Annotated in this window: 24 protein-coding genes; 19 read left to right on the top strand and 5 right to left on the bottom strand. The window is 72.4% G+C overall.

Features of this window, described 5'->3' with window-relative positions; genetic code table 11:
* The first annotated feature begins 6 nt into the window (after positions 1 to 6).
* The 3 genes from ABZS66_RS27895 to ABZS66_RS27885 are packed head-to-tail and all read left to right on the top strand — an operon-like array spanning position 7 to position 3535.
* Positions 7 to 504 (top strand): VOC family protein, encoded by a 498-nt coding sequence (locus tag ABZS66_RS27895; RefSeq protein WP_354762615.1) that lies wholly within the window; start codon positions 7 to 9, stop codon positions 502 to 504.
* Positions 504 to 2009: an AMP-binding protein gene (locus ABZS66_RS27890; RefSeq protein ID WP_354762613.1), complete on the top strand. Its 1506-nt coding sequence runs from the start codon at positions 504 to 506 to the stop codon at positions 2007 to 2009. The genes ABZS66_RS27895 and ABZS66_RS27890 overlap by 1 nt, the downstream gene beginning before the upstream one ends.
* The gene (locus ABZS66_RS27885; RefSeq protein ID WP_354762611.1) at positions 2006 to 3535 is read left to right on the top strand and encodes an AMP-binding protein; all 1530 of its coding nucleotides are present in this window, start codon (positions 2006 to 2008) and stop codon (positions 3533 to 3535) included. The genes ABZS66_RS27890 and ABZS66_RS27885 overlap by 4 nt, the downstream gene beginning before the upstream one ends.
* Here ABZS66_RS27885 and ABZS66_RS27880 read toward each other — a convergent pair.
* Positions 3526 to 4518, bottom strand: a complete 993-nt coding sequence (locus ABZS66_RS27880; protein ID WP_354762609.1) for an MBL fold metallo-hydrolase — start codon at positions 4516 to 4518, stop codon at positions 3526 to 3528. The two genes, ABZS66_RS27885 and ABZS66_RS27880, sit on opposite strands and share 10 nt — an antisense overlap.
* A 67-nt stretch (positions 4519 to 4585) precedes the next feature.
* Here ABZS66_RS27880 and ABZS66_RS27875 point away from each other — a divergent pair, with 67 nt between their 5' ends.
* The 11 genes from ABZS66_RS27875 (at position 4586) to ABZS66_RS27825 (ending at position 16409) form a co-directional block, all read left to right on the top strand.
* Positions 4586 to 6106: an AMP-binding protein gene (locus tag ABZS66_RS27875; RefSeq protein ID WP_354762607.1), complete on the top strand. Its 1521-nt coding sequence runs from the start codon at positions 4586 to 4588 to the stop codon at positions 6104 to 6106.
* Entirely contained in the window at positions 6093 to 7244 is a 1152-nt protein-coding gene (locus ABZS66_RS27870) for an acyl-CoA dehydrogenase family protein (protein WP_354762605.1), read from the top strand. Before ABZS66_RS27875 ends, ABZS66_RS27870 begins: the two co-directional genes overlap by 14 nt.
* 11 nt (positions 7245 to 7255) lie before the next feature.
* Entirely contained in the window at positions 7256 to 8272 is a 1017-nt protein-coding gene (locus tag ABZS66_RS27865; protein WP_354762603.1) for an acyl-CoA dehydrogenase family protein, read from the top strand.
* A gap of 466 nt (positions 8273 to 8738) precedes the next feature.
* Positions 8739 to 9827, top strand: coding sequence for an LLM class flavin-dependent oxidoreductase (locus ABZS66_RS27860; protein ID WP_354762601.1), 1089 nt, complete (start codon positions 8739 to 8741; stop codon positions 9825 to 9827).
* On the top strand, positions 9824 to 10807 hold the full coding sequence (locus tag ABZS66_RS27855) for an LLM class flavin-dependent oxidoreductase (protein WP_354762599.1): 984 nt from the start codon (positions 9824 to 9826) through the stop codon (positions 10805 to 10807). The genes ABZS66_RS27860 and ABZS66_RS27855 overlap by 4 nt, the downstream gene beginning before the upstream one ends.
* The gene (locus ABZS66_RS27850) at positions 10804 to 12399 is read left to right on the top strand and encodes a class I adenylate-forming enzyme family protein (RefSeq protein WP_354762597.1); all 1596 of its coding nucleotides are present in this window, start codon (positions 10804 to 10806) and stop codon (positions 12397 to 12399) included. Before ABZS66_RS27855 ends, ABZS66_RS27850 begins: the two co-directional genes overlap by 4 nt.
* A complete protein-coding gene (locus ABZS66_RS27845) occupies positions 12396 to 13388 on the top strand; it encodes an LLM class flavin-dependent oxidoreductase (protein WP_354762595.1) in 993 nt (330 codons plus the stop codon). The genes ABZS66_RS27850 and ABZS66_RS27845 overlap by 4 nt, the downstream gene beginning before the upstream one ends.
* 9 nt (positions 13389 to 13397) lie before the next feature.
* The gene (locus ABZS66_RS27840) at positions 13398 to 14369 is read left to right on the top strand and encodes an enoyl-CoA hydratase/isomerase family protein (protein WP_354762593.1); all 972 of its coding nucleotides are present in this window, start codon (positions 13398 to 13400) and stop codon (positions 14367 to 14369) included.
* A gap of 5 nt (positions 14370 to 14374) precedes the next feature.
* A complete protein-coding gene (locus ABZS66_RS27835; RefSeq protein WP_354762592.1) occupies positions 14375 to 15358 on the top strand; it encodes an LLM class flavin-dependent oxidoreductase in 984 nt (327 codons plus the stop codon).
* Complete coding sequence (locus ABZS66_RS27830) at positions 15355 to 15690, top strand: VOC family protein (RefSeq protein WP_354762590.1); 336 nt, start codon at positions 15355 to 15357, stop codon at positions 15688 to 15690. The genes ABZS66_RS27835 and ABZS66_RS27830 overlap by 4 nt, the downstream gene beginning before the upstream one ends.
* Positions 15687 to 16409 carry an enoyl-CoA hydratase-related protein gene (locus tag ABZS66_RS27825; RefSeq protein WP_354762588.1) on the top strand — a complete coding sequence of 241 codons (723 nt, stop codon included), beginning with the start codon at positions 15687 to 15689 and terminating at the stop codon, positions 16407 to 16409. The genes ABZS66_RS27830 and ABZS66_RS27825 overlap by 4 nt, the downstream gene beginning before the upstream one ends.
* Before the next feature lie 122 nt (positions 16410 to 16531).
* On the opposite strand, the gene ABZS66_RS27820 is transcribed toward ABZS66_RS27825, so the two are convergent.
* Both ABZS66_RS27820 and ABZS66_RS27815 read right to left on the bottom strand, forming a co-directional pair.
* Complete coding sequence (locus tag ABZS66_RS27820) at positions 16532 to 16729, bottom strand: hypothetical protein (protein WP_354762586.1); 198 nt, start codon at positions 16727 to 16729, stop codon at positions 16532 to 16534.
* Positions 16730 to 16970: 241 nt separating this feature from the next.
* Positions 16971 to 17714 (bottom strand): glyoxalase, encoded by a 744-nt coding sequence (locus ABZS66_RS27815; protein WP_354762584.1) that lies wholly within the window; start codon positions 17712 to 17714, stop codon positions 16971 to 16973.
* A gap of 163 nt (positions 17715 to 17877) precedes the next feature.
* Between ABZS66_RS27815 and ABZS66_RS27810 the strand changes: the two genes are divergently transcribed.
* The gene (locus ABZS66_RS27810) at positions 17878 to 18732 is read left to right on the top strand and encodes a GNAT family N-acetyltransferase (RefSeq protein WP_354762582.1); all 855 of its coding nucleotides are present in this window, start codon (positions 17878 to 17880) and stop codon (positions 18730 to 18732) included.
* Between the two features lie 43 nt (positions 18733 to 18775).
* Positions 18776 to 19438 (top strand): MOSC domain-containing protein, encoded by a 663-nt coding sequence (locus ABZS66_RS27805; protein WP_354762580.1) that lies wholly within the window; start codon positions 18776 to 18778, stop codon positions 19436 to 19438.
* A gap of 4 nt (positions 19439 to 19442) precedes the next feature.
* On the opposite strand, the gene ABZS66_RS27800 is transcribed toward ABZS66_RS27805, so the two are convergent.
* Both ABZS66_RS27800 and ABZS66_RS27795 read right to left on the bottom strand, forming a co-directional pair.
* Positions 19443 to 21320 carry a glycoside hydrolase family 15 protein gene (locus ABZS66_RS27800; protein WP_354762578.1) on the bottom strand — a complete coding sequence of 626 codons (1878 nt, stop codon included), beginning with the start codon at positions 21318 to 21320 and terminating at the stop codon, positions 19443 to 19445.
* A gap of 13 nt (positions 21321 to 21333) precedes the next feature.
* Positions 21334 to 21717 (bottom strand): SHOCT domain-containing protein, encoded by a 384-nt coding sequence (locus ABZS66_RS27795; protein WP_354762576.1) that lies wholly within the window; start codon positions 21715 to 21717, stop codon positions 21334 to 21336.
* A gap of 147 nt (positions 21718 to 21864) precedes the next feature.
* Here ABZS66_RS27795 and ABZS66_RS27790 point away from each other — a divergent pair, with 147 nt between their 5' ends.
* The 3 genes from ABZS66_RS27790 to ABZS66_RS27780 are packed head-to-tail and all read left to right on the top strand — an operon-like array spanning position 21865 to position 24878.
* Positions 21865 to 23187 carry a diacylglycerol kinase family protein gene (locus tag ABZS66_RS27790; protein WP_354762574.1) on the top strand — a complete coding sequence of 441 codons (1323 nt, stop codon included), beginning with the start codon at positions 21865 to 21867 and terminating at the stop codon, positions 23185 to 23187.
* On the top strand, positions 23184 to 23966 hold the full coding sequence (locus tag ABZS66_RS27785; RefSeq protein WP_354762572.1) for a metallophosphoesterase: 783 nt from the start codon (positions 23184 to 23186) through the stop codon (positions 23964 to 23966). Before ABZS66_RS27790 ends, ABZS66_RS27785 begins: the two co-directional genes overlap by 4 nt.
* Positions 23967 to 23999: 33 nt before the next feature.
* A complete protein-coding gene (locus ABZS66_RS27780) occupies positions 24000 to 24878 on the top strand; it encodes an LLM class flavin-dependent oxidoreductase (RefSeq protein ID WP_354762570.1) in 879 nt (292 codons plus the stop codon).
* The last annotated feature ends 6 nt before the right edge of the window (positions 24879 to 24884 follow it).

Genomic DNA, 24884 nt, shown 5'->3' with positions numbered 1-24884 from the left:
ACCCCCATGCCGGTCAGCGAAGTGCACCACGTGGCCATGACCGTCTCCGACGTCGACCGGGCCGCGGACTTCTACCAACAGGCCCTCGGCTACCGCAAGACCCTGCGGACCGACGTCGGCGGCCCCGGGATCGAGGTCGCGCTGCGGCTGCCGGCCGGCACCACCGGCCGGGTCCAGTACATGCAGGGCCCCAGCAAAATCGGGCAGCTGGAGCTCATCGAGTGGAGCGGCGAGAAGCGGCGCACCGCCACCGCCGGGCACCTGGAGCTGGGCACGTTCCTGCTCAGCTTCGAGGTGCCGCTCGACGAGATGGCCGGGCTGCACCAGCGGATGCTCGACCTCGGCGCCGAGTGCCTCTCCGAGCCGCACCGCACGCTGCTGGAGAACTACGGCTACATCACCGCGTTCGCGGCCCGCGACCTCGACGGCAACCTGCTCGAGTTCGTGTCGCTGCCGACCCGCGAGGAGATCCTTGCGTATCGCGCTTCTTTGGTGAGCGACTGATGGCGACCAGCAACTTCACCGAGACGCTGCGGCTGCAGGCGCTGCGCCGGGCCGGCCGGGAGGCCCTCGTCGACGGGGGCGCCCGGTGGACCTACGCCGAGCTCGACGCCGACGTCGACCGGCACGCCGCCGCGCTGCTCGCCGCCGGGATCACCGCCGACGACCTGGTCGGCGTCCTCGGCCGCAACACCGCCACCTACGTCCTCGAACTGCTCGCCCTGGCCCGCATCGGGGCGATCTCGGTGCCGCTCAACTGGCGGCTGCACGCCACCGAGCAGGCGTACGTCTTCGACCAGGCCGGCATCACCGCCCTGCTCTACGACGACGACTTCGCCGACGACGCCGAGCACCTGGCGGCCAAGACCGGCGTGCGGACCCTCGTCGCCAACGGCACCCGGCTCGTCGGCACCGCCCACCGGCTCGGCGACCTGCTCGCCGCGCAGCCCGCCGGGGTGCGGGTGCCCGACGCCGAGAAGGCGCCCGGCGACGTGCACCGCCTGCTGTACACCTCGGGCACCACCGCCCACCCGAAGGGCGTCATCCACACCTGCGGCAACCTCACCGCCAACCACCTCGCGCAGGTCCTCGAACTGGAGCTGACCCAGCACGACCGGATCCTGATCTCGGCACCGCTGTTCCACGTCAGCGGGCTGGAGGCTCCCGGCCTGGCCATCTTCTCGGCCGGCGCGACGATGGTCCTCACGCCGACGTTCAAGGCGGAGGACATCGCCCGCATCGCCGCCGGGGAGCGGGTCACGGGGATGGTGCTCGCCGCGCAGATCCTGTTCGGGATGCTCGACCTGCCGTCGCTGGACCTTTCGACGCTGCGGTACCTGCTGTTCGCCGGCGTCGCGCCCAGCGTGCGCCGGGCGGTGAAGCAGCGGCTGCCGCACGTGCGGCTCATCGACACGTTCGGCATGACCGAGCTGTGCAACGGCGTGTGCTACATGGACGCCGCCCACGAGGAGTCGAAGATGGGCGCGCTCGGCGCGCCGTTCCCCGGCGTGCACATCCGCATCGTCGACGAGCACTTCCGGCCGGTCGCCCCCGGCGTCGAGGGCGAGATCGTCGTGCGCGGGCCGAAGATCTCACCCGGGTACTGGAACGACGACGAGGCCAACCGGCGCACCCGCCGTGACGGCTGGTTCCTCACCGGCGACGTCGGCCGCCTCGACGAGGACGGCTACCTCTGGTTCGTCGACCGCCGCGTCGACCTCATCAAGTCCGGCGGGGAGAACGTCGCCGGCGCCGAGATCGAGCGGGTCATCGCCCAGCACCCCGACGTCGCCGAGGTCGCCGTCATCGGCGTGCCCGACCCGCAGTGGGACGAGGTGCCGAAGGCGTTCGTCATCCTGCGCCCCGGCGCCGCGACGACCGGCGAGGACATCCGCGCGCACTGCCTGGCCCGGCTGGCGAAGTTCAAGGTGCCCAAGTACGTGCAGTTCGTCGAGTCGCTGCCGCGCAACGACTCCGGCAAGGTCCTGAAACGGGGGCTGCGGGCATGAGCACCGCCAACATCGCCGCCATGCTGCGCGGCAACGCGCTGCGCTTCGCCGACCGCGACGCGCTCGTCTTCGAGGGCCGCCGCTGGACCCACCGGCAGCTCGACGACGACGTGAACGCCCTCGCCGCCGGGCTGGCCGCCGAAGGTGTCGGCCCGGGCGGCCGGGTCGCGATCGTGGCCAACAACGTGCCCGAGTTCCTCATCCTGTCCCTCGCGTTGTCGAAGCTCGGCGCCGTCTTCGTCCCGCTCAACTACCGCCTCACCGCGGGGGAGCTGGCCCACCTGCTCGGCCACGCCGGCGTGCAGGCGGTCGCCACCGTGCCGGAGTACGCGGAACTGACCGCCGCCGCGATCGCTGAACTGCCGTCGGTGCGCCGGTTCGCGCTCGAACCGATCGACGGCTGGCTCGACCTGCGCGCCCTGACCGGGCGCCACCGCGGCGCCCGCGTCCCGGATGCGGCGCTCGGCGACGACGCGCTGCAGCGGATCATCTACACGTCGGGCACGACGAGCCTGCCGAAGGGCGTCATGCTCACCCACGGCAACGTGAACATGAACATGCACGCCCAGATCGTCGAGCTGGGGCTGCGCCCTGACGACCGGATCCTCAACTTCGCCCCGCTGTACCACGTCGGCGGCACCGACCTGCCCGGCTACGGCATCTGGCACGTCGGCGGCTGCATGGTGCTGCAGCGGCGCTTCGACCCGCTTGCCGTGCGGCGGGCGATCGAGGCGGAGCGGATCACCGGGATGGTGATGGCGGCGACGATGCTCGACATGGTCCGCCGGGTCGAGGAGCCGGCCGACCTGTCCTCGGTGCGCTGGCTCATCTACTCGCAGGTGACCTCGGCGCTGTTCGCCGTCGCCCGGGAGCTGTTCCCCAACGCCCGGCTCATCGAGGGCTACGGGCTGACCGAGACGTGCAGCGGCCTGACGTACCTCGACGAGGCGCACATGGAGTCCAAGCAGGGCTCGGTCGGCATCCCGGTGCCGTGGGTGCAGGTGCGGGTCGTCGACGCGGACGGCAACGACGTGCCGGTGGGGGAGAACGGCGAGGTGGTCGCCCGCGGGCCGAAGGTGAGTCCGGGGTACCTCGACGACACGTCCGCCACGGACAGCGCGTTCCGGGACGGCTGGTTCCACACCGGCGACGTCGGCTGCCTCGACGCCGACGGGTACCTCTACATCCGGGACCGGCTCAAGGACATGATCCGCAGCGGCGGGGAGAACATGTCCAGCGCCGAGATCGAGAACGTGCTCGCCGACCACCCGCTGGTGCTGGCGGCGTCGGTCGTCGGGGCGCCGGACCCGAAGTGGCAGGAGGTCCCGGTCGCGTTCGTCATCGGCCGCCCGGGGCTGACGGCCGACTCGCTCATCGCGCACGCCCGCGCGCGGCTCGGCCGGTTCAAGGTGCCGAAGGAGGTCTACATCGTCGAGGAGTTCCCGACGAACCCCTCCGGCAAGGTCCTCAAGCGCACCCTGCGCGACCTGCGCGCCGGGCTGACCCCGGACTGGACCTACGGCTGACGGTGGGTCAGCAGGGCCAGGGTGTGCACGAGGTTGAACCGCTTCGTGCCCCGGCCCTGCTCGTCCCACGGCTTGCGCCAGGTCATCCGCGGCGCGACGTCCCACGCGGTCGCACCCGGGCCGGCCAGGGCGTGCGCGGCGGCGACCTCGGCCCGGTGGTGCTCGGCGAGGGCCTCGGCCCGGGCCGCCACGTCGCCGTACGGGTACTGGTGGGCCGGGCAGGCGATCGCCGCGCCGAGGTCGCGGATGCGGGCGAGGGACGCGAACAGGTCGCCGGCCGGGTCGTCGCCGGGGCGGCTGACGATCGCCAGCTGGGTCGGGCCCTCGGCCATCATAGTGTCGCCGGTGAAGACCAGGCCGCGGGTGTCGTAGTAGACGAAGTGGCCGTAGGTGTGGCCGGGCGTGGGCACGGCGTGGATCGTGACGCCGCCGAACGCGAGGTCGGTGGCGCCGGGCAGCGCGACGTCGAGGGTCAGGTTCTCGTCGTGCACGGCGACGGTCACGGCGTCGGCGTACATCTCCTCGACCACCTGCTCGGGCGCGCCGGTCAGCTCCAGCGAGGCGCGCAGCTGGGTGAGGAAGTCGCCGCGGGTGGCGTGCATCGTCGCGAAGTCGTCGGCGCGGCCCATGACGACCCGCGCGCCGGAGACCTCGCGGACCCGCGCGGCGAAGCCGACGTGGTCGGGGTGGTTGTGGGTGAGCAGCACGGCCCCGATCGTCTCGACGCGGTGCCCGATCGTCGCCAGGGACGCCTGGAACGACTCCCAGCAGCTGCGGTGGCGGTAGCCGGCGTCGACGAGCACCAGCCCGCCGCCGGTCTCGATCAGGAAGACCGTGACCGAGCGCAACGGGTGGCCGTTGAGGGGGACCGGGACGGCCCAGACGCCGTCGGCGACGGGGGCCGGCGCGGGCACCTCGCGGGCGTGCCAGCCGGCCGCGTGCGCTGCTCCGGCCGGTCCGGCGGGGCGTGCGGGTATGGACATCGTCGGCAGGCTCCCTTACTGTTGGCAACAACATACCGGATGGTCGGAATTTAACTCAAGGAGCCCGATGAGCGAGGACCGCACCGGTTTTCGGCTGTGGGCGGCCGCGGAACCGGACCTGTGTGCGATCGTGACCGCCGACGACCGGCGGATCTCGTACGGCGAGCTGTACGCCGAGGTGAACCGCATCTCGCACGGCCTGCGCACCCGGGCCGGGCTCGAGGCCGGCGACACCGTCGCGGCGGTGATGACCAACAGCCCCGGCATGGTCGCGCTGTACCTCGCCGCGATGCAGTCCGGGCTGTACCTGGTGACGCTGAACTACCACCTCACCGAGCCCGAGATCGCCTACATCCTGGCCGACAGCGGGGCGAAGGTGGTCGTCGCCTCGCCGCGGGTCGCGGACGTCGTGACCTCCGCCGCGCCGGCCGGGGTCCAGGTCTACGTCGACGGCGAGTCGTTGCCGCAGCTCACCGACGGCATGCCCGCCGAGAGCCCGCAGGAGACGCCGGCGGGCTCCCTCATGATGTACACCTCCGGCACCACCGGCCGCTCGAAGGGCGTCAAGCGGCCGCTCAGCGGCATCGACGCCGACGCCGGCGCGCTCACCTACGTCTGGCTGTTCAAGGAGTTCGGGATGGAGCGCGACGCGTTCACCTCCTGGCTCGTGTCGGCCCCGATGTACCACTCCGCCAACATCACCCCCGCCATGGGCGCGCTGCACGCCGGCGGCACGCTCGTGCTAATGGACGGCTGGACCCCCGAGGGCTTCCTGCACCGCGTCGCCGACCAGCGGGTCACCGGCACCAGCATGGTGCCCACCCACTTCTACCGCCTGCTGCAGCTGCCGCCCGAGGTGCGCGCGGCCTGCGACGTCTCGTCGCTGCGCTACGTGCTGCACGGCGCCGCGCCCTGCCCGGCCGAGGTCAAGCAGCGCATCCTCGACTGGTTCGGCCCCGTCGTCTACGAGTACTACGGCTCGACCGAGGTCGGCACCACCATCGCCCGGCCGCACGAGTGGCTCGCCCACCCCGGCACCGTCGGGCGGCCCGCCTCCATCTCGACCCTGAAGATCCTCGACGAGCAGGGCAACGAGGTGCCGACCGGCCAGACCGGGATCGTGTACATGCGCCAGGGCGAGGACAAGGTCGAGTACCACAACGACCCCGGCAAGACCGACGGCGCCCGCCACGGCGGCCTGATGACCGTCTGGGACGTCGGCCACGTCGACGCCGACGGTTTCCTCTACATCACCGGCCGGGCCGCCGAGCTCATCCTCGTCGGCGGCGTCAACGTCTATCCCGCCGAGATCGAGGCCGCGCTCATCGCGCACGAGTGGGTCGCCGACGCCGGCGTGGTCGGCGCGCCCGACCCCGAGTTCGGCGAGGTCCCACGCGCCCACATCGTGCTGCGCGACGGCGCGCCGCCCGCCGCCGCGGTGCTCTCGTCATTGCGGTCGTACGTCGAGACGGTCCTCGCCAAGCCGAAGCGCCCGGCCGGGTACGTCCTGCACGACGCCCTCCCGCGCGACCCGAACGGCAAGCTCTACAAGGCCAAGCTCCGGGAAGGTGCCCATGGACTTCGATGACAGCGAGGCCGACCTCGGCTTCCGGCGGGAGGCCGGGGCCTGGCTCGACGGGGCGCTGCGCGACGTGCCCGACCAGGAGGAGCTGACCCAGGACGAGCGTGAGCACTGGTCGCGGGTCTGGCAGGACCGGCTCTGCGCCGGCAACTGGGCCGGGCTGTCCTGGCCCGCGGAGCACGGCGGCCGCGGGCTCGACTCGATGGCGCAGGCCATCTTCAACGAGGAGGCCGCCGTCCGCGGCGCCCCCTACCCGCTCAACGGCGTCGGCATGATGCTGGCCGGGCCCACCATCATCGCCCACGGCACCGCCGAGCAGCAGGCCCGCCACCTGCCCGGCATCCTGCGTGGCGACACCTACTGGTGCCAGGGCTTCAGCGAGCCCGGCTCCGGCTCCGACCTGGCCAGCCTGCGCACCGCCGCGACCAGGGTCGACGGCGGCTGGCTGGTCAACGGCTCGAAGATCTGGACCTCCAACGCGCACAACGCCTCGCAGTGCCTGCTGCTGGCCCGTACCGACCCGGACGCGCCCAAGCACCAGGGCATCACGTACCTCCTGGCGCCCATGGACCGGTTCACCGTCCGCTCGCTGGTGATGATCAACGGCGACACCGAGTTCAACGAGATGTTCCTCGATGACGTGTTCGTCCCCGACGAGGACGTGCTCGGCGGCGTCGGCAACGGCTGGAAGGTCGCCCTGACGACCCTCGCGTTCGAGCGCGGCAGCATGGCGCTCAACCTGTGGGTGTGGGCCCGCCAGGCGGTCGACCGGGTCGTCGACGTCGGCATCGCCCGCGGGCTGGCCGGCGACGACGCCTTCGCCGACGCGGTCGGCGCGCTGCAGTGCGACGCCGAGGCGGTGCGCATCGGCTCGATGCGGATGCTCGGCGAGGCCCAGGCCGGCGGTGTGCCCGGCCCGGAGACCTCGGCCCTGAAGAGCCTGTGGGCCGGCGTGGTACAGAACGCCAACCGGCTCGCCGTGCAGCTCGACGAGGCCGGCGGGGTGCTCCTCGACGGCGACGGCGCGGCCGCCCGGATGCGCCGCTACCTGCGGGCGCGGGCCCACACCATCGAGGGCGGCACCGAGGAAGTCCAGAAGTCCATCCTCGCGGAGCGGGTGCTCGGCCTGCCCCGCTCGCGCTAGGGAAGGCGCGCATGCGAGCGACGTTCACCCAGGAACAGCTGGAGATCGGCAAGACCGTCCACGCCATCGCCGAGGGCGAGGGCGTGACCGCCCGGTCCGCCCTGTCGGCGCCGTGGACCGCCCCGGCCTGCGACGGCCCGCTGCTGCGGGACTTCGGGCTGCTCGGGGTACCCACGCCGGCCGGCGGCATCGGCTCCGGCCTCGTCGACCTCCTCGTCGCCGTCGAGGCGCTGGGGGAGCACCTGGTCCCGAGCCGCTACCCGGCCCACGCCGCGGCCGTGCAGCTGCTCTGCGGCGCCGGTGCTGAGCTTCCGGCGGACGTCCTGGAGGGCACCCGCGTGCTCACCCCGGCCGTGGACGCCGGCCCGTCGTCCTGGACGCTGGTCCGCTACGCGGCGCCGGCCGACGGCTTCGCCGTGCTCGGCGGGGGCGACGACGAGGGCGCCGGGCGGGTCCGGATCGTCGGCCCGGCCGACGTCACCGTCACCGCGCGGCAGTCCCTCGACCCGTCCGTGCCGCTGTCGGACCTCACGGTGGCCGCCACCGCCATCGGCGCCGCCGCCGGGGTGCCGGCCGCCGTGGACCGGGCCACGCTCGTGGTCGCGGCCGAGCTGTGCGGGGTCGCGCAGGGCGCGATCGAGCTGGCCGCGGAGCAGGCCCGCACGCGCAAGCAGTTCGGGCGGGTCATCGGCTCGTTCCAGGGGGTTGCGTTCCAGCTCGCCGAGGCCGCCACCGCCCGGAAGGCCGCGTGGGACCTGACGCTCTACGCGGCGTGGGCCGTCGACAACGCGCGCCCCGACGCCGCGATTCAGGTCCACGCCGCGAAGGCGGCGGCGGGCCGGGCGGCGGTCTTCGCCGCGGAGCGCTGCATCCAGGTCCACGGTGGCATGGGCATCACGATGGAGGCGGATCCGCATCTGTACCTCCGCCGCGCCCTGGTCCTCGACGCCGTCCTGGGCGCCGGCTCCTGGCACCGCCGCCGCACCGGCGCCCTGCGCATCGCCGCCCGACCGGAGGCCGCGCCGTGACGCACCACTGTTGATGCATCATTTCTGATGCATCAAGAGCGATGCATCGGCCGAGATGCATCGGCCGCGATGCGCCAGCCCTGATGCATCAAGAGCGATGCATCAAGAACGATGCATCGGCCGTGATGCGTCGGGTGCGATGCGTCGGGTGCGATGCATCGGCCGTGATGCATCGGCCGTGATGCATCGGCCGTGATGCATCGGGTGCGATGCGTCGGGCGTGATGTAGCAAGAACGATCCATCGGGCGTGATGCATCAGCCGCGATGTATCAAGACTGATGCATCACGAGTGATGCATCACGAGTGATGCATCAGAAACGAGGGAGGCGGCGGTGCCACCGCGCCGCCGCGCCGGGCGGGCCGCACGTCGTGGCCTACGAACAAAGGCCCTGGCCTGCGGCACCCTTGCAGGCCGTTCGTCAGACCAGTAACATACCGGCTGGTCGGAATACTCCAGGAGAGACCGTGAAGTTCGGCATCATGAACCTGTTTCCGGTGAGCGAGGGCACATCGGACCACCAGGTGCTCCGCGACACCCTCGACGAGATCGAGATGGCCGACGAGCTCGGGTTCGACTCGGTCTGGCTGGCCGAGCACCACTTCTCGAAGTACGGCATCCTCGGCAGCCCCGTGCACTTCGGCATGGCCGTGGCCGAGCGCACCAGCCGGATCACCATCGGCACCGCCGTGCTCGTCCTGCCCCTGCACGACCCGCTGCGCCTGGCCGAGGACATCGCCGCGCTCGACGTGCTCAGCGGCGGCCGGGTCTCGATCGGCGTCGGCCGCGGCTACCAGCCCTCGGAGTTCGCCGGCTTCGGCATCCCCCTGGACGAGTCCAAGGAGCGCTACCAGGAGACGCTGGAGATCCTGCGGCTGGCGCTGTCCCAGGAGAATTTCTCGTACCACGGCCGGTACTTCAACTACGACAACATCACCACGTACCCGCGGCCGTTCACCCCCGGCGGACCGCCGATCCTGCAGGGCACGGTCTCGCCGGACAGCTTCCGCGAGCGCGGCGCCGTCGGCGAGTCGATCATCACCTCGCCGAACTTCACGCCGCTGGGCATCATGCAGAAGAACTTCGACCTGTACCGGCAGAGCATGGCCGAGAACGGCTTCGACATCGCCGGCTACGACGTACCGTTCATGCAGCAGGTCTGGGTCGGCGACGGCGAGGACGGCCTGCGCGACGCGGCCCACGCGGCGATGAACTACTACAAGTCGGTGGGGAAGGTGATCCCCGGCTCGGAGGAGGCCATCGAGAAGGAGCGCGCCTACTACGCGGCGGTGGCCAAGAACATCGAGCTGCTGACGCTGGAGCAGACCCTCACGCACGGTGGGAACTTCGGCTCCGCGCAGCGGGTCATCGAGACCATCGAGATGCTGCGCGACCAGCTCGGCATCAACCACTACATCGGCTGGCTGCGCATCCCCACCCTCGACCGCAAGGCGGCGCTCAAGTCGATGGAGGAGTTCGCCGACAAGGTGATCCCGTACTTCCGGGCCCAGGAGCAGGCCGCCGTCAAGAACCCGGCCGAGGCGGTCGCCGGGTGAAGATCAGCTGCTTCCTGAGCGCCCAGTTCGACCCGTCGGCACCCGCCGCCGACGGCATCGACGACGTGGTGACCCAGGCGGCCGCGGCCGAGGCGGCCGGGTTCCACGCCGTCTACCTCGGCCACCACTACCTGGCCCGGTCCGCGTTCGTACAGCCGGTCCCGCTCGCCGGCTACCTCGCCCACGCCACCAGCCGCGTGCGCATCGGCTTCGCCGTGCTGCTCGCGCCGCTGCTCAACCCGATCGCCCTGGCCGAGGAGCTGGTCTCCCTCGACGTGCTGTCCCGCGGCCGGCTCACCGTCGGCCTCGGCGCCGGCTACCGCAAGCGGGAGACCGCCGCGTTCGGCGTCGCGTGGGACGACCGGCTGCGCCGCCTGCGCGAGTACGTGCCGCTGCTGCGCGCGCTGTGGAACGGCGAGACCGTCGACGCCGCCGGCAGCTGGGGCGAGGTCCCCGGCGCCTCCGTCGCGCTGCGCCCCGTCCAGCCGGGCGGCCCGCCCATCTGGATCGGCGCGTTCGCCGAGCCCGCCGTGCGCCGCGCCGCCCGCCTCGACGCGCCCTGGCTCATCGGCCCGAAGGGCAACGACGAGGAGCTGGCCCACCTCCTCGGCCTCTACCGCGCCGAGCTGGCGGAGCGTGGGTTCTCCCCGCAGCGGGAGTACCCGATGAGCCGCGAAGCGTTCATCGCCGACAGCTACGACACCGCCGTCGCCGGGGTCCGCCCGCACCTGCAGCGCCAGTACGCCGGCTACAAGTCGTGGGACGACGCGCAGTCCCTCGACCTCGACCGCTATCTCGCCGAGGACTGCCTGGTCGGCTCGGCCGACGAGATCGTCGCGAAGCTGCGCCGCTGGGAGGCCGAGCTCGGCATCACCGAGGTGTCGCTGCGCCACCAGTTCGTCGGCGCGTCCCAGGAGGAGGCCATGGAGCAGCTCGCCCGCTTCGGCGAAGAGGTCATCCCGCGGGTGGCGACGCCATGACGAACCCGATGACGAACCCGATGACGAACCCGATGACGAACCCGATGACCAACCTCGCCGGGATCCTGGAAGGGCGCCGCGACGACCGCGGCGACGCCGTCGGCCTGTACGGCGAGGACGGCCGCTCGTGGACGTTCGCCGAGGTGGACCTGCTCGCCGGCGGGGTCGCCGCCGCGCTGCGGGCCGAGGGCATCGGCCCCGGCGACCGGGTCGCCTGCTACCTGACCAACGGCCCGGAGATCGCCTTCTTCCTCTTCGGCGCCTGGAAGATCGGCGCCGTCCCGGTGACGATCAGCAGCCTCTACAACGCCGCCGAGCTTGCCGAGTCGGTCGCCAAGACCGATCCGCAGCTGCTGCTCGTCGACGAGCGCCGCCCCGGCGTCGTCGCCGAGCTCAGGTCGCACTCCGCCGTGCCGGTCCGCGCGTTCGGGCCCGCTCAGGCCGCACTGCCCGGCGTCGCCGCCCTGGACTGGCGGCGGGAGCAGCTGGTCGCGGCCGTGGACGTCGAGCCGGACGCCGAGGCGTGCATCCTGTTCACCGGCGGCACGACCGGCCGGCCCAAGGCGGTCAGCGTTACCCACGGCGGCACCCGCGGGTCGCTCGCCCGGCTGGCGCGCGTCTCCACCGGTACCGACGCTGAATCCACGGCCGCCGCGGACGCCAGCCCGAACCTCATCGCCCTCCCGCTCTTCCACAGCGGCGGGCAGCACTCGCTGCTGTTCGCGTGCTACGTCGGGCGCGCCGCGGTCGTCTGGGAGCGCTTCGGGGTCGACCGGCTCGCCGAGCTGATGGCGCGGTTCCGCTTCGACAACTTCTTCTTCCTGCCCACCATGGTGTTCGACATCGTGCACGCCGAGCGGGACCTGCCGTTCGAGGGCGTCAAGTCGGTGCTCGTGGCCGGGCAGGCCATCGCGTGGCCGGTGCGCCGCGCGTTCGAGGAGCGGTACCGGGTGCCGATCCTGGTCAACTACGGCTCGACCGAGGCCGGGCACATCGCCGGCTGGAACGGCCGCGACATGAAGGCCGGCCTGTGGAAGCCGGGCTCGGCCGGCCGGGTGTACCCCGGCGTGGAGCTGGAGATCCGCGACGACGCCGGCACCGCCCTGCCGACCGGCGCGGAGGGGGAGGTGGTCGTGCGCTCGGAGCTCACCCGCGGCTACGTCGACGACGCCGAGGCGTCCCGCGAGCTGGTCCGCGACGGCTGGGTGCACACCGGCGACATCGGCTACGTCGACGAGGACGGCGTGCTGTTCCTCGTCGGCCGCAAGCGCGACATGATCAAGTGCGGCGGCTTCCAGGTCTGGCCCGAGGAGATCGAGGACGAGCTGCGCGAGCACCCGCTCGTGCACGACGTGCGCGTCCTGGGCCGGCCCGACGACCGGCTCGGCGAGATCCCGGTCGCCCTCGTCGTGCGCGAGCCCGACGGTACCGTGACCGACGCCGACCTCGCCGAGGCGCTCGTGGCCTTCGCCCGCGACCGGCTCGCGCACTTCAAGACCCCGCGGCGCATCGAGTTCGTGCCCGCGCTGGAGCGCAGCGCGACCGGCAAGCTCAGCCGCGTCGGCGACGGTTCTCCCGGAGGTGAGCGGTGAAGTTCGGCATCATGGCGTCGCACCAGTACCCCCACGGCGACGACCTCGGCAAGCACCTCAGCGAGCTGTTCGGCACCGTCGAGCTGGCCGCGGAGCTGGGCTACGACTCGGTGTGGACGATCAACCACTTCCAGTCGAACCTGGCCACCCCGCAGCCGATCTCGATGACGGCCAGCCTCATCCCGCGCTCCGGGAACATGCTCATCGGCACCGGCATCCTGCTGCTGCCGATGTTCCACCCGGTGCACGTCGCCGAGGAGTTCGCCACCCTCGACCACCTCTCCGGCGGCCGGGTCGTGCTCGGCGTCGGCGCCGGCTACCGGGAGAACGAGTTCGCCGCGTTCGGCATCGACCCGGACACCCGCTTCCGCCGCCTCGACGAGAGCCTGCGGCTCATCCGCGCCCTCTGGAGCGGCGAGCCGGTCACCAGCGACGGCGAGTTCTACCCGCTCACGGACGCCACGATCGGGGTGCGGCCGCTGACCCCGGGCGGACCGCCGATCTGGGTCGGCGCCGGCGGCAAGAAGGCGGTGCGCCGCGCCGCCCGGCTCGGCGACGCCTGGTACGCGCCCGGCAACTCGCCGAGCAAGCGGTTCCTGCCCGAGCACCTCGCCGTCTACAACGCGGCCCTGGACGAGTACGGCCGGGACCCGGCGACGGTGAGCCGGCCCGTCGGCGTCGAGCTCTACTGCGCGCCGACGACCGAACGGGCCGTCGAGGAGGCCCTGCCGCACGCCCGCGTCGAGTACTCCACCTACGCCGAGTACCCGGCGCTGCGCTGGCAGCGGGACCGCTTCGACGAGCTGGTCCGCAACACCCTGCTGCTCGGCTCGCCCGACTTCCTCATCGAGCGCATCGCGGCCCTGCGCGAGCTGGGCTTCGACCACCTCATCTTCCGCCCCGGCTGGCTGGGCATGCCGACCGAGAAGGTCCGCGCCTCGCTGCGGCTGTTCGCCACCGAAGTGTTCCCCGCCTTTCGCACACCCTAAGGACCCGTTGTGAAGAAGACCGAAGCCGAGCTGCTCGAAAACCAGTGGGACGTCGAGAACATGGAGGTGGACCCGGAGGTCCTCGCCAAGTACGTCCGCTACGACGTCGACGCGGAGCGCCACGTCGCCACGATCACGTTCGACCGGCCCGAGCGGCTCAACGCCATCCCGGTCGCCGCCTTCGAGCGGGTCGGCGACCTCGTGCGGGAGGCCGAGACCGACGACCGGGTCAAGGTCATCGTGTTCAAGGGCGAGGGCGAGCACTTCGGTACCGGCGCCGACGCCGCCGAACTGGGCCACTACATCGGCTACAAGGCCGGCACCGACAAGGCGTCGCGGCGCCGCCCGGCCCAGCGGCAGCGGATCCTGCCCGACCGCAACGTGCTCAGCTCCGGCTTCACCCGCCCGATCATCGAGTCGCTCAAGGCGACCATCTGCCAGGTTCAGGGGTACTGCTACGGCGGTCACTTCCAGATCGCGCTCTCGGCCGACATCGTCATCGCCGCGCCGGACGCCCGCTTCACCCACCCGGCGTTCCGCTACCTCGGCCCGGCGCCGCAGGACATGTACCACTGGATCGAGAAGGTCGGCCTGACCACGATGAAGGACGTCATGCTCACCATGCGGGCCATCGGCGCCGAGGAGGGCGAGCGCAAGGGCCTCGTCACCAAGGTCGTGCCGCACGAGGAACTGCAGCGCTGGGTCGACGACTACGCCGACGCGATCGCCGTCATGCCGCTCGACTCGCTCATGATGGGCAAGTCGATGATGCAGGTCGTCATGGAGGCCCGCGGCAAGGGCCTGGGCGCGATGACCGGCTGGGTCGGCCACGGCTGGGCGACCAACGTCAGCTTCGAGGAGGGGGACTGGAACTTCCTCAAGGAGCGCCGCGAGAAGGGCATCCGGCAGGCCCTCGCCGACCGTGACCGGCTCGTCGCGCCGTACTTCCGGCTCAGCGACACCCGGTCGCGCGAGGAGTAGGTCGCGTGAAGTTCGGCATCCTGCTCGACCACCAGTACGCGCCGGGCGACGACCTGCACCGGCGCACCGCCGAGACCGTCGAGTACGTGCAGCACATCCGGGACCTGGGGTACGACTCCGTCTTCGGCATCCACCACTACCTGTCGTCGCTGTCCACGCCGCAGCCGCTGCCGCTGCTGAGCCGGCTCATCGACCACTCGGGGACGATGCAGCTCGGCACCGGCATCCTCATCCTGCCGCTGGGCCATCCGGTGCACTGGGCCGAGGAGATCGCCACCATCGACCAGATGTCGGGTGGGCGGTTCGTGCTCGGCATCGGCTCGGGGTACCGCGAGATCGAGTTCGCGTCGTTCGGCCTCGAACGGCGCACGCGGGTGTCCCGGATGAACGAGGCCCTCGAGGTCATGCAACGGCTGTGGACCGGCGAGACGGTCACCCACAAGGGCCAGCACTTCCAGCTCGACGAGGTGCGCTGCAGCGTGCTGCCGGTGCAGCGGCCGCACCCGCCGGTGTGGGTCGGCGCCAACGGCCCGATCGGCATCGCCCGCATCGCCCGGCAGGGCCTGCCCTGGCTGGCCCCGTCGAACGTGCGCCGGAACTGGGCCGTCGGCAACCTCGCCGACTACCGGGCCGCGCGCCTCGAGGCCGGCTTCACCGAGGACGGCGCCGAGTTCCCGATCCACCGCGACCTGTGCGTCGCCGACTCGTCCGACGAGGCCTTCGCCATCGCCGGTACCGAGGTCCGCCGCTCCTACGACGAGTACGTCCAGTACGGCATGGACTACTTCGCCACGCAGTGGGAGGGCATCAAGCACAAGGCGCTGTTCTTCGGATCGCCCGACGACATCGCCGCGAAGGTCCGCGACTTCGCCGACGCCGGCTTCAACCATTTCGTCTTCCGTGCCCAGTGGCTCGGGCTGCCGATCGAACGGTCCGTCGAGATCGTCGAGCGGTTCGCCCGCGAGGTCATGCCGAGGTTTCGCCCATGAAGATCGGTCACATCATCGTCCCCGCCGACGATCTCGACGCGCAGCTCGCCTTCTACGGCGCGCTCGGGCTCACGACCCGGTTCCGCGACGGCGACCGCTACGCCGCCGTCACCGACGGCGCGGTGACGCTCGGCCTGGCCGACGCCTCCGAGCAGCCCGTCGCCGGCCGGACCGTGCTCAGCATCCAGGTCGACGACCTCGACGCCTGCCTCGCGCGCCTTGCCGCGGCCGGCACGGCCGCGTCCGAGCCGGTGACCTGCCCGCACGAGCGGCGGGCCCTGGTCACCGACCCGGCCGGCAACCCGCTGGTCGTCTACGAGCGGCTGTCGTGAGCGCCGTCGCCGTCGTGCGTATGGGTCCGACGCTCACCCTCGCCGAGAAGGAGCGGCTGCTCGCGGCGCTGCGCGCGGCCGCCGCCGACGACGCGGTACGGGCCGTGGTCCTCACCGGTACCGGCACCGTCTTCAGCCGCGGCCAGGACCTGCGCGAGCTGGACGCCGCGCTGCGGGCCGACCCGGCCGCGGCGGCCGAGACGGTCGAGCGGCACTACAATCCGATCACGCTGCTGCTGGCGACGATGCCCAAGCCGGTGATCGCCGCCGTGAACGGCACCTGCGCCGGCGCCGGCCTGGGCTTCGCGCTCGCCTGCGACCTGCAGGTGTGGTCGGCGACGGCGACCCTGGCGACCGCGTTCACGAAGGTCGGCCTGACCTGCGACTCGGGCCTGTCGGCGACGCTGGCCCGGGCGGTCGGCCACGCGCGGGCGTCGGCCCTGGTACTGCTGGCCGAGCCGTTCACGGTCGAGCAGGCGCTCGCCTGGGGCTTCGCCGGCGACGTCGTCGCGCCCGAGGAGGTCGAGCCCCGCGCCCTTGCGCTGGCCGCCCGCCTCGCCGGCGGCCCGGCCCAGGCCCTCGCGGCGTCGAAGCGCCTGCTGGCGGCGTCCGCCGGGCGCTCCCTGCCCGACACACTGCGCGCCGAGGCGGCCGAGCAGGCGGCCCTGGGCGTGACGCCCGACCACGCGGCCGCCGTCGCCGCCTTCACGTCCCGCTGACCGTTGCGCATCGCGACGGTGACCGGGCCATCCATTTCGGCGCCTCCCGCTGTTCGGCGTGACTCGGGACCCGGGTGCTGCCGTCGGCGAGGACGGGGGTTTCGATCCAGAGACACATCACGTCAAGCCGTTACTCGCGTGGGCCGGTATCGCAGGGCGACCGCCCCCGACCGGAACTCATGTCGATCCACGAGCTCGAGCTGGATGCGCTCGCGCAGACCGGCGAGCAACGTCGGCCCGTGTCCGGCAAGGACCGGCTGTACAAGGAACTCGTACTCGTCGATCAGTCCCAGATCAGCCAACGCCAGAGGGAGCGTCACGCCCCCCCACCCACAGGCCCACGCCTGGCTCCTGCTTGAGCCGCTGAACCGCTTGCCCCAAGTCGCCTCGCACCAGACGCCTGTCGGCGCCATTTCGCATCGGCGCCCATCCCGCCTATTCGAACACCGTCGTGGTCGAACCAGACCGCAGACCGAGCGCGCGACCGAGCACATGTACGGCCGTCGCCGAGTGTGTGAACACCCGGGTCCTCGTTGTCGGCGTCGCGCAGTGGCCGGTGTGTCAGGGGGTGGTGGGCATCCACCGCTCCAGGAGCGTGGGGTCGGCGACGGCGGACTCGACCCGGCGACGCTCCTCCGTGGTCAGGCTGAGATGCCGAAGCCTGGCGCCCCACTCCGGGACCCGCTCGGACTCCCCGAGCGCCGCCGACAGCTCGATGAGCACGGCCAGTGCCACTGCCTGCTCCACGGCCGGCGCGGTGTCGCCGTGGCGGCGCAGTCCCGAGTTCAGGGCCCGGAAGGCGGCCCGGTCGTCGTTCTTGAACTCACGCAGGATCCGCACGTTGTCCAGCACCCGGGCAAGCCCCCGCAGCTGCTTGGAGCCGCCGTACTCCAACTCCGCCGGCTCGTCGCGCTGAATGAAGATGATCGAGTTGCCCGACGGGTCCATGACGGTGAACCGTGACGCACCGGGCCGGTAGCGCGTCATCCGAGGGAGCCCTTTCGCCAGCACCTTCCCGTAGGTGCGGCGCATCGCCGCAGCGAAGGCCGCGTGGTACGGCGCGACCGTATCGACCATGACCAGGCATCCGCCGGTATTCTCCAGCGCCGGGTCCACGGTGCTGGACGCGCGCCCGTAGTGCAGGTCGAATCCGCGCCACCGGAACGCCAGGTACAGGTAGGGCTTCGTCTGTTCGTAGGTCACGGCGAAGCCCAGGGCGCGCCAGAAGGCCAGGGTTTCCTCCGGTGCCACACAGGGCAGCAACGGCACGGTGGTCTCGTTGGGCTGGACCTGATCGTCAAGCATCGTCAGCACCTCAATTCTTCGACGGGCAGGCGACGCAGCAGTCTGCCAAATCCGCGACCATCACGCACATGCAAGAAATCGACGATCGTTGCAAGGACCTGACAACGTCGCTCCGGTCGTAACCCGGGTGCGGATTGTCGGCGTGGTGGTGTGTGATCGGGGCGTGGCGATTGAGCTGGCCGGGCCGGGAGTCGACGAGCTGCGCGGGGTTGTGGGCGTGCTGCGCGAGTGGCAGTCCGAGGGGGTGCCGATGCAGCTGCATCCGGGGGACCTGGGCTGGTTCTGGCGGTTCGGTGCCGAGGCGACGGCGGCGGCGGTGCGGACCTGGAGCCGGGCCGGGCAGACGCTCGCTGTCGGCCTGCTCGACGGTCCTGCGCTGCTGCGGCTGACCATCGCGCCGGACGCCCGGCGGGACGAGGAGCTGGCGCGGCAGCTTGTTGCGGATGCCGCCGGCATTCCGACCGGCGGGCGGGTGTCCGTCGAGGCGCCGACGGGCGCGCTGGTCCAGGAGGTGCTGTCCGAGGACGGCTGGAACGCCGACGAGCCGTGGACGCCGCTGCGCCGCGACCTCACGGCGCCGGTGCAGGACCCGGGTGGGCGGATCGAGGTGGTCGGGCCGGAGCGGGCGCACGTGCGGGCCGCCGTCCAGCGGGCGTCGTTCGACCGGTCGACGTTCACGGACGAGCGCTGGCACGCGATGGCGGGCGGACTGCCGTACGCCGACGCCCGGTGCCTGGTCGCGTACGACGACGAGGGCAACGCGGTGGCGGCGGTGACCGTGTGGTCCGCCGGTCCGGGCAGGCCCGGGCTGCTCGAACCGATGGGCGTGCACCGGGACCATCGCGGCCGCGGCCACGGCAGGGCGATCACGGTCGCCGCGGCGGCCGCGCTGCGGGAGCTCGGCTCGTCGAGCGCGCTCGTCTGCACCCCGAGCTCGAATGCGGGCGCCGTCGCCACGTACACGTCGGCCGGCTTCCAGCGGCTCCCCGAGGTCCGGGACCGGTGCCGGGACGCCTGAAAATGGACGGCGCACGATGGCCGGGACGGCTAGGTTGTCGGGCGTGAGCAGGATCGTCTCGGTCAACCTGGCGGTACCGGAGCCCAACCCGGCCAAGGGCGTCGGCATCACGGGCATCAACAAGCGGCCGGTCGACCACCTGGTCACCGTGCGCGCGCCGGGGCCGAAGACGACCGGGCTGCACAGCGGACTGGTCGGCGACCAGATCTTCGACATCGAGCACCACGGCGGTGATGACCAGGCCGTCTACGCGTACGCGCGGGAGGACTACGACTGGTGGCAGGCGCGGCTGAGCCGGCGGCTGGCCAACGGCCTCTTCGGCGAGAACCTGACGACCGAGGAGGTCGACGTCAACGGCGCGGTCATCGGCGAGCGGTGGCGCATCGGTCCGACGCTGGTCCTCCAGCCGACGTTCGGCCGCATCCCATGCGCCACGTTCCAGCACAAGATGGGCGAGCCGCGCTGGGTGAAGACCTTCACCCGGTCGAACCGCCCGGGCGCGTACCTGCGCGTGCTGGAGCCCGGCGAGGTGTGGGCCGGCGACCCGGTGACCGTGGAGGACCGCCCGGCGCACGGCGTCACGATCGCGCAGGCGTTCCGGGCGTACATGACCGAGCCGGAGCTGCTGCCCGGCCTGGTCGAGATCGACGGGCTGCCCGACGACCTGCGCGAGACCCTCGCGGAGCGACTTCCCAGACGGCGGTAGCCGGTCAGCGGGAGGACGTCGCCACGCCGTGGCGCAGGACCGGCTCGACCCAGCCCGAGCCGTGGTCCAGCTGGTAGTCGAGGTTCATCGCGGCGCTGATGAGCGCGAGGTGGCTGAACGCCTGCGGGTAGTTGCCGATCTGCTCGCCGGTCGGCGCGATCTCCTCGGCGTACAGGCCCAGGTGGTTGCTGTAGGTCAGCATCTTCTCGAACGTCAGCCGGGCTTCCCCGAGGCGTCCCGCACGGGCGAGCGCGTCGACGTACCAGAAGGTGCACATCGTGAAGGTGCCCTCGGCTCCGCGCAGTCCGTCCGGGGACGCGGCCGGGTCGTACCGGTACAGCAGGCTGTCGGCCACGAGCTCCTCGTCCATGGCGCGCAGCGTCGTGTCCCACATCGGGTCGGTGGGCGAGATGAAGCCGACCAGGGGCATGTACAGCAGCGAGGCGTCCAGCACGTCGGTGTCGTAGTGCTGGACGAACGCCTCACGCTTCGGGTGGAAGGCGCGCTGCATGACCTGCCGGTAGATCCTGTCGCGCATGCCGGTCCAGCGGTCGACGTCGCCCGGCCGGCCCCGGCGCCGGGCCAGCTGGATCGCCCGGTCGAAGGCGACCCAGGACATGACCCGCCCGTAGGTGAAGTCCTGCCGGCCGCCGCGGGTCTCCCAGATGCCGTCGTCGGGCTCGTCCCAGTGTTCGCAGAGCCAGTCGACCACGTGCGCGACGTGCTCCCAGGCCGCGTGCGAGATCGGCAGTTCGTGCGCGTCGGCGAGCCGCAGCGAGTCCAGCGCCTCGCCGTAGATGTCGAGCTGGAACTGGGTCGCGGCGCCGTTGCCGATCCGCACCGGGGCGGACTGCCGGTACCCCTCGAGGTGGTCGAGGATCTCCTCGTCGAGGTCGGGTGAGCCGTCGACGCGGTACATGATCTGCAAGGGGGAGGAGTGTTCGCTCGCGAACCGCACCCGGTCGTTGAGCCACTGCAGGAACGCCTGTGCCTCGGCGGTGAAGCCGAGGCCGAGCAGCGCGTACACGGAGAACGAGGCGTCGCGGATCCAGGTGTAGCGGTAGTCCCAGTTCCGCTCGCCACCGACCTGCTCGGGAAGCCCGGCGGTGGGGGCCGCGACCAGCGCGCCGGTCGGCGCGTACGTCATGAGCTTGAGCGTCATCGCGGCGCGCTCCACCATCTCGCGCCACCGTCCCTGGTACCGGGAGCGGCCGATCCAGCCGCGCCAGAAGTCCCGGGTCTGCTGGAACAGGTGGAGGACCTCGTCGGCGGAGACCGCCCGGGGCGGCCCTTCCGGCTGGGTCTCCAGGAGCATGCCGCCGACGTCGCCGGCGGACAGCGTGACCGTGAAGTGGATGTCGTTGCCGTCGCGCCGGACGTCCTCCGGCCGGACGAGTCCTCCGTGGCGGCGCACGGCGTTGACGTTCACCGCGCAGTGCGGAGTCCGGAACGCGGCGCCGTCCGGGGTCATCTCGCTCTCGTGCTCGTCGCGCGCGTAGTTGAACCGTGGCCGGCACTCGCCCCGGAAGCGCAACCGGCCGCGGACCATCCGCACCATCCGGACGATGCGGTGGACGTCGGTGGCGGTGTCGCCGGCGACCGGCATGAAGTCGATCAGCTCGCCCACGCCGTCGGCGCTGAGGAACCTCGTGATCAGAATGGGGGTACCGGGGAGGTAGAGCTGCTTGCTGACGAACTGCACACCGTCGGGGACGAGCTGGAAGCAGCCGCCGTTGCGGCGGTCGAGCAGCGCGGCGAAGATGCTCGGAGCGTCGAAGCGCGGTGCACAGAACCAGTCGATGGTGCCGTCGTCGGTCACCAGGGCCGCGGTCTGCAGGTCGCCGATGAGGCCGTGACGCTCGATGGCCGGGTATGCATCCACTGCCGCCTCCCGGCTAGCTGAGGATCTTGGTCTTGCCCCGTTCGAACTCGGCGTCGGTGATGACGCCGTGGTCGTGGAGCTCGGCGAGTCTGGTCAGCTCCGCGGCGGTTCCCCCGCCGCTTGCGTCCCTGACGAAGGCACGGAACTGCTCCTCGCGCGCCTGCACCTCGCCGGCCTTGCGGACGAACATCCGGTCGCCGCGGGCGATCAGGTAGACGAGCACGCCCACGAACGGCAGCACGATCGTGAGCAGCGTCCAGCCCGCTTTCGCCCAGCCACTGAGGTCACGACTGCGGAAGACGTCGACGAGCACCGTGATGACGAGGAAGATCCAGAGGAACCACACGAAGTACCAGAGCATGGTCAGCAGCACGTCCCACAGCGAGTACGACGACATCTGTCCTCCTCGACGCCTGTCTCCCCAATTGCAACGTTCATCACTCCGTCGCCGCGCCGCCTCGCCCGAACGGGGTGAGCGTCGTCCCGCCGGCCTCACCCGGGCTGGATGAGGGCGCCCCGCCCGGCCGGGAGCAGCGTGAGCGGCGTGGGGTCGGGGCGCGGTTCACCGGACGGCGACGGTGCCTCGCGGTGGCTCGCCCGGGCGGCGCTCGCGGCGGCCGTGGCCGCGGCCGGGCTGCTCGTGGGCGTCGCCGGGATCCGCAGTGTCGGACTGCTCGCCCTGGGCGCCGCCGGTGTCGTGGCCGGTCTCGCCGGCCTCTGGTGGCTGCTCGTGTACCGCGGGATCCGGCGGCTGGTCGCCGCGGCGCTCACGATCGCGGCGCCGGTGACGGTGGTGGCGCTGTACGCCCGGGCCGGGCTGCTGTGGCTGGTGCTGGCCTGCGGCGCGCTGTGGGCCGTGGCACTGGCGGTGGGCTCGGCCGCGCTGGGCCGCACGGGTACGGCTGAGCGGGTGACCGCTGACCTCCCGCCACGGCGCCGGCCGTTCGTCATCATGAACCCTCGCTCCGGCGGTGGGAAGGTGGAGCGGTTCGACCTGGTGCGCCGGGCCCGCGCGCTCGGTGCCGAGGTGGTGCTGCTGGACGGGCCGGGCACGGCTGACGTCGCCGCGCTGGCCCGGCAGGCCGTCCGGGCCGGCGCGGATCTGCTCGGCGTGGCCGGCGGTGACGGTACGCAGGCGCGCGTGGCCGAGGTCGCGGTGGAGAGCGGGCTGCCGTTCCTGGTGGTCGCCGCCGGCACCCGCAACCACTTCGCCAAGGACCTCGGGCTCGACCGCACCGACCCGGCGAGGTGCCTGGACGCGCTCGCCGACGGCGTCGAGGTCCGGGTGGACGTCGGCTGGGCCGGGGACCGGATGTTCGTCAACAACGCCTCGTTCGGCGCCTACGCCGGGGTGGTGCAGAGTCCGGCGTACCGCGCGGACAAGACGGCCACGGCCCTGGACCTGCTGCCGGACCTGCTGACCGCCCAGCACGCACGCCTGCGCCTGCGCGCCGGGCCGACGCTCGTGGCCGGGTCGCAGGCCGTCCTGGTGAGCAACAACCCGTACGCGGTCGGCGACGTCGCCGGGCTGGGCCGGCGCGAGCGGCTCGACGGCGGTGTGCTCGGTGTGCTCGCGGTCAACGTCGACAGCGCCGCCGACGCGGCCCGGCTCGTGCGGGGCGGCCGGTCGCGGGCGATCACCCGGGTCACGGCCGGCGAGGTCGTCGTCGACGCGGACGCGCCGTCGGTGCCGGTCGGCATCGACGGGGAGCCGGCCCGGGTGGCCACGCCGGTGCGGTGCCGGATCCAGCCCGGGGCGCTGCGGGTCTGGGTACCGCGAACCGGGCCGGGCCGCCGGCCGTGGCATCCGGTCTCGTGGCACCGGCTGTACCGCCTCGCGTTCCCGACCGGCCGGGCCCGGCCGTGAGCGTCGGCCCGGCGGATGCGCCGTTCGTCATCGCGCACGTGTCCGACCTGCACTTCGGCGCGCACGCACCGGCTGCGGCCGACGCGCTCGTCGACGACGTGGCGGCGGTCGCGCCGGGGCTGGTGGTGGTCACCGGCGACTGCACGATGCGCGCCCGCGACCGCCAGTTCGCGCAGGCCCGCGCCCTGCTCGACCGCCTTCCGGCGCCCCGCCTCGTGGTGACCGGCAACCATGACGTCCCGTTGCTCAGGCCCGGCCGACTGCTCGCACCGTACGCCGGCTACCGGGCCTGGATCGACGCGGACCTCGATCCACGGCTCGACCTGCCGCACGTCCGGGCGCTCGGACTGCAGTCGATGCCACGCTGGCGCTGGAAGGGCGGCCGGGTGACCCGCCGCCAGTCGGCCCTGGTCGCCGCCTACCTCGGCGCCGCGCCGGCGGGCGCGATCCGGCTGCTGGCGCTGCACCACCCGCCGTCGGCCGGCGGCCCGGCCCGGATCGTGGGCCGGGCGCAACTGCTGCGTGCCCTCGCCGCCGCGCACGTCGACCTCGTGCTCGCCGGTCACACCCACGTGCCGGCCAGCCACCGGCTGCTCGACCCGGCCACCGGTCACGGACCGGTCGAGGTGGTGGCCGGCACGGCGACGAGCCGGCGGCTGCGCGGCGCGCCGCGCTCGTGGAACGTCATCCGCGTCGACGCCGGACACGTCCACGTCGAGCAGCGGTACGAGGCCGGTGGCGCGTGGCGCTCCGGCCGCACCGTCACCCACGAGCGCTGACCGCCGTCGGGAACGGGCGCATACGATCACCCGGTGCGAATCGGTGTCCTGCTGCTCCCGGCCGACCCATGGCCACAGACGGTCGAACGGGCGAGGCATCTGGAGGCGATCGGCTACGACCACCTGTGGACGTACGACCACCTTTCCTGGCGACGGTACCGCGACCGGCCGTGGCACGCGGCGATCCCCTGGCTGACCGGGATCGCCGGGGTGACCAGCCGGGTGCGGCTCGGCACGATGGTCACCTCGCCCAACTTCCGCCACCCGGTCAACCTGGCGAAGGAGGCGATGACCCTCGACCACGTCAGCGACGGCCGCCTCACGCTCGGGATCGGCGGCGGCGGCACCGGCTTCGACGCCACCGTCCTCGGCGACGCGCCGCTCACCCCGGGGCAGCGCACCGCCCGGTTCACCGAGTTCGTCGACGTCCTCGACGGGCTGCTGCGCGCACCCGCCTACAGCCACCGCGGCGCGTACTACACCGTCGACGAGGCGCGGATGGTCCCGGGCTGCGTCCAGCGGCCGCGGCTGCCGCTCGCGATCGCCGCGGCCGGCCCGCGGGCGCTTGCCCTCACGGCCCGCCTCGGCGACGCGTGGATCACCTACGGCGACCCGGGGGCGAGCGACCAGTCGGCCGCCGCGACCGAGCGTGCGGTGCGCACCCAGGCGGCGATCCTGGACGAGCGCTGCGCCGAGCTGGGCCGTGACCCGGCGTCGCTGGACCGCATCTACCTCATCGGCAACACCGAGGAGCGCCCCCTGGCCGGCCTGGCGGCGTTCGAGGACTTCGTCGGCCGGTACGAGCGCCTCGGCTTCACCGACATCGTCTTCCACGACCCGCGCCCCGACGACCCGGTCTTCACCGACGACCCGTCGGTCGTCGAGGCGATCGCCGAGCGGTTCGCGCGCTGATCGGGG

Origin of the sequence: Dactylosporangium sp. NPDC005572 (assembly GCF_040605515.1) — a bacterium.
Classification (GTDB): domain Bacteria; phylum Actinomycetota; class Actinomycetes; order Mycobacteriales; family Micromonosporaceae; genus Dactylosporangium.
The sequence above is the reverse complement of the archived record's forward strand: the minus strand, read 5'-3'. Positions and strand labels throughout refer to the sequence as shown.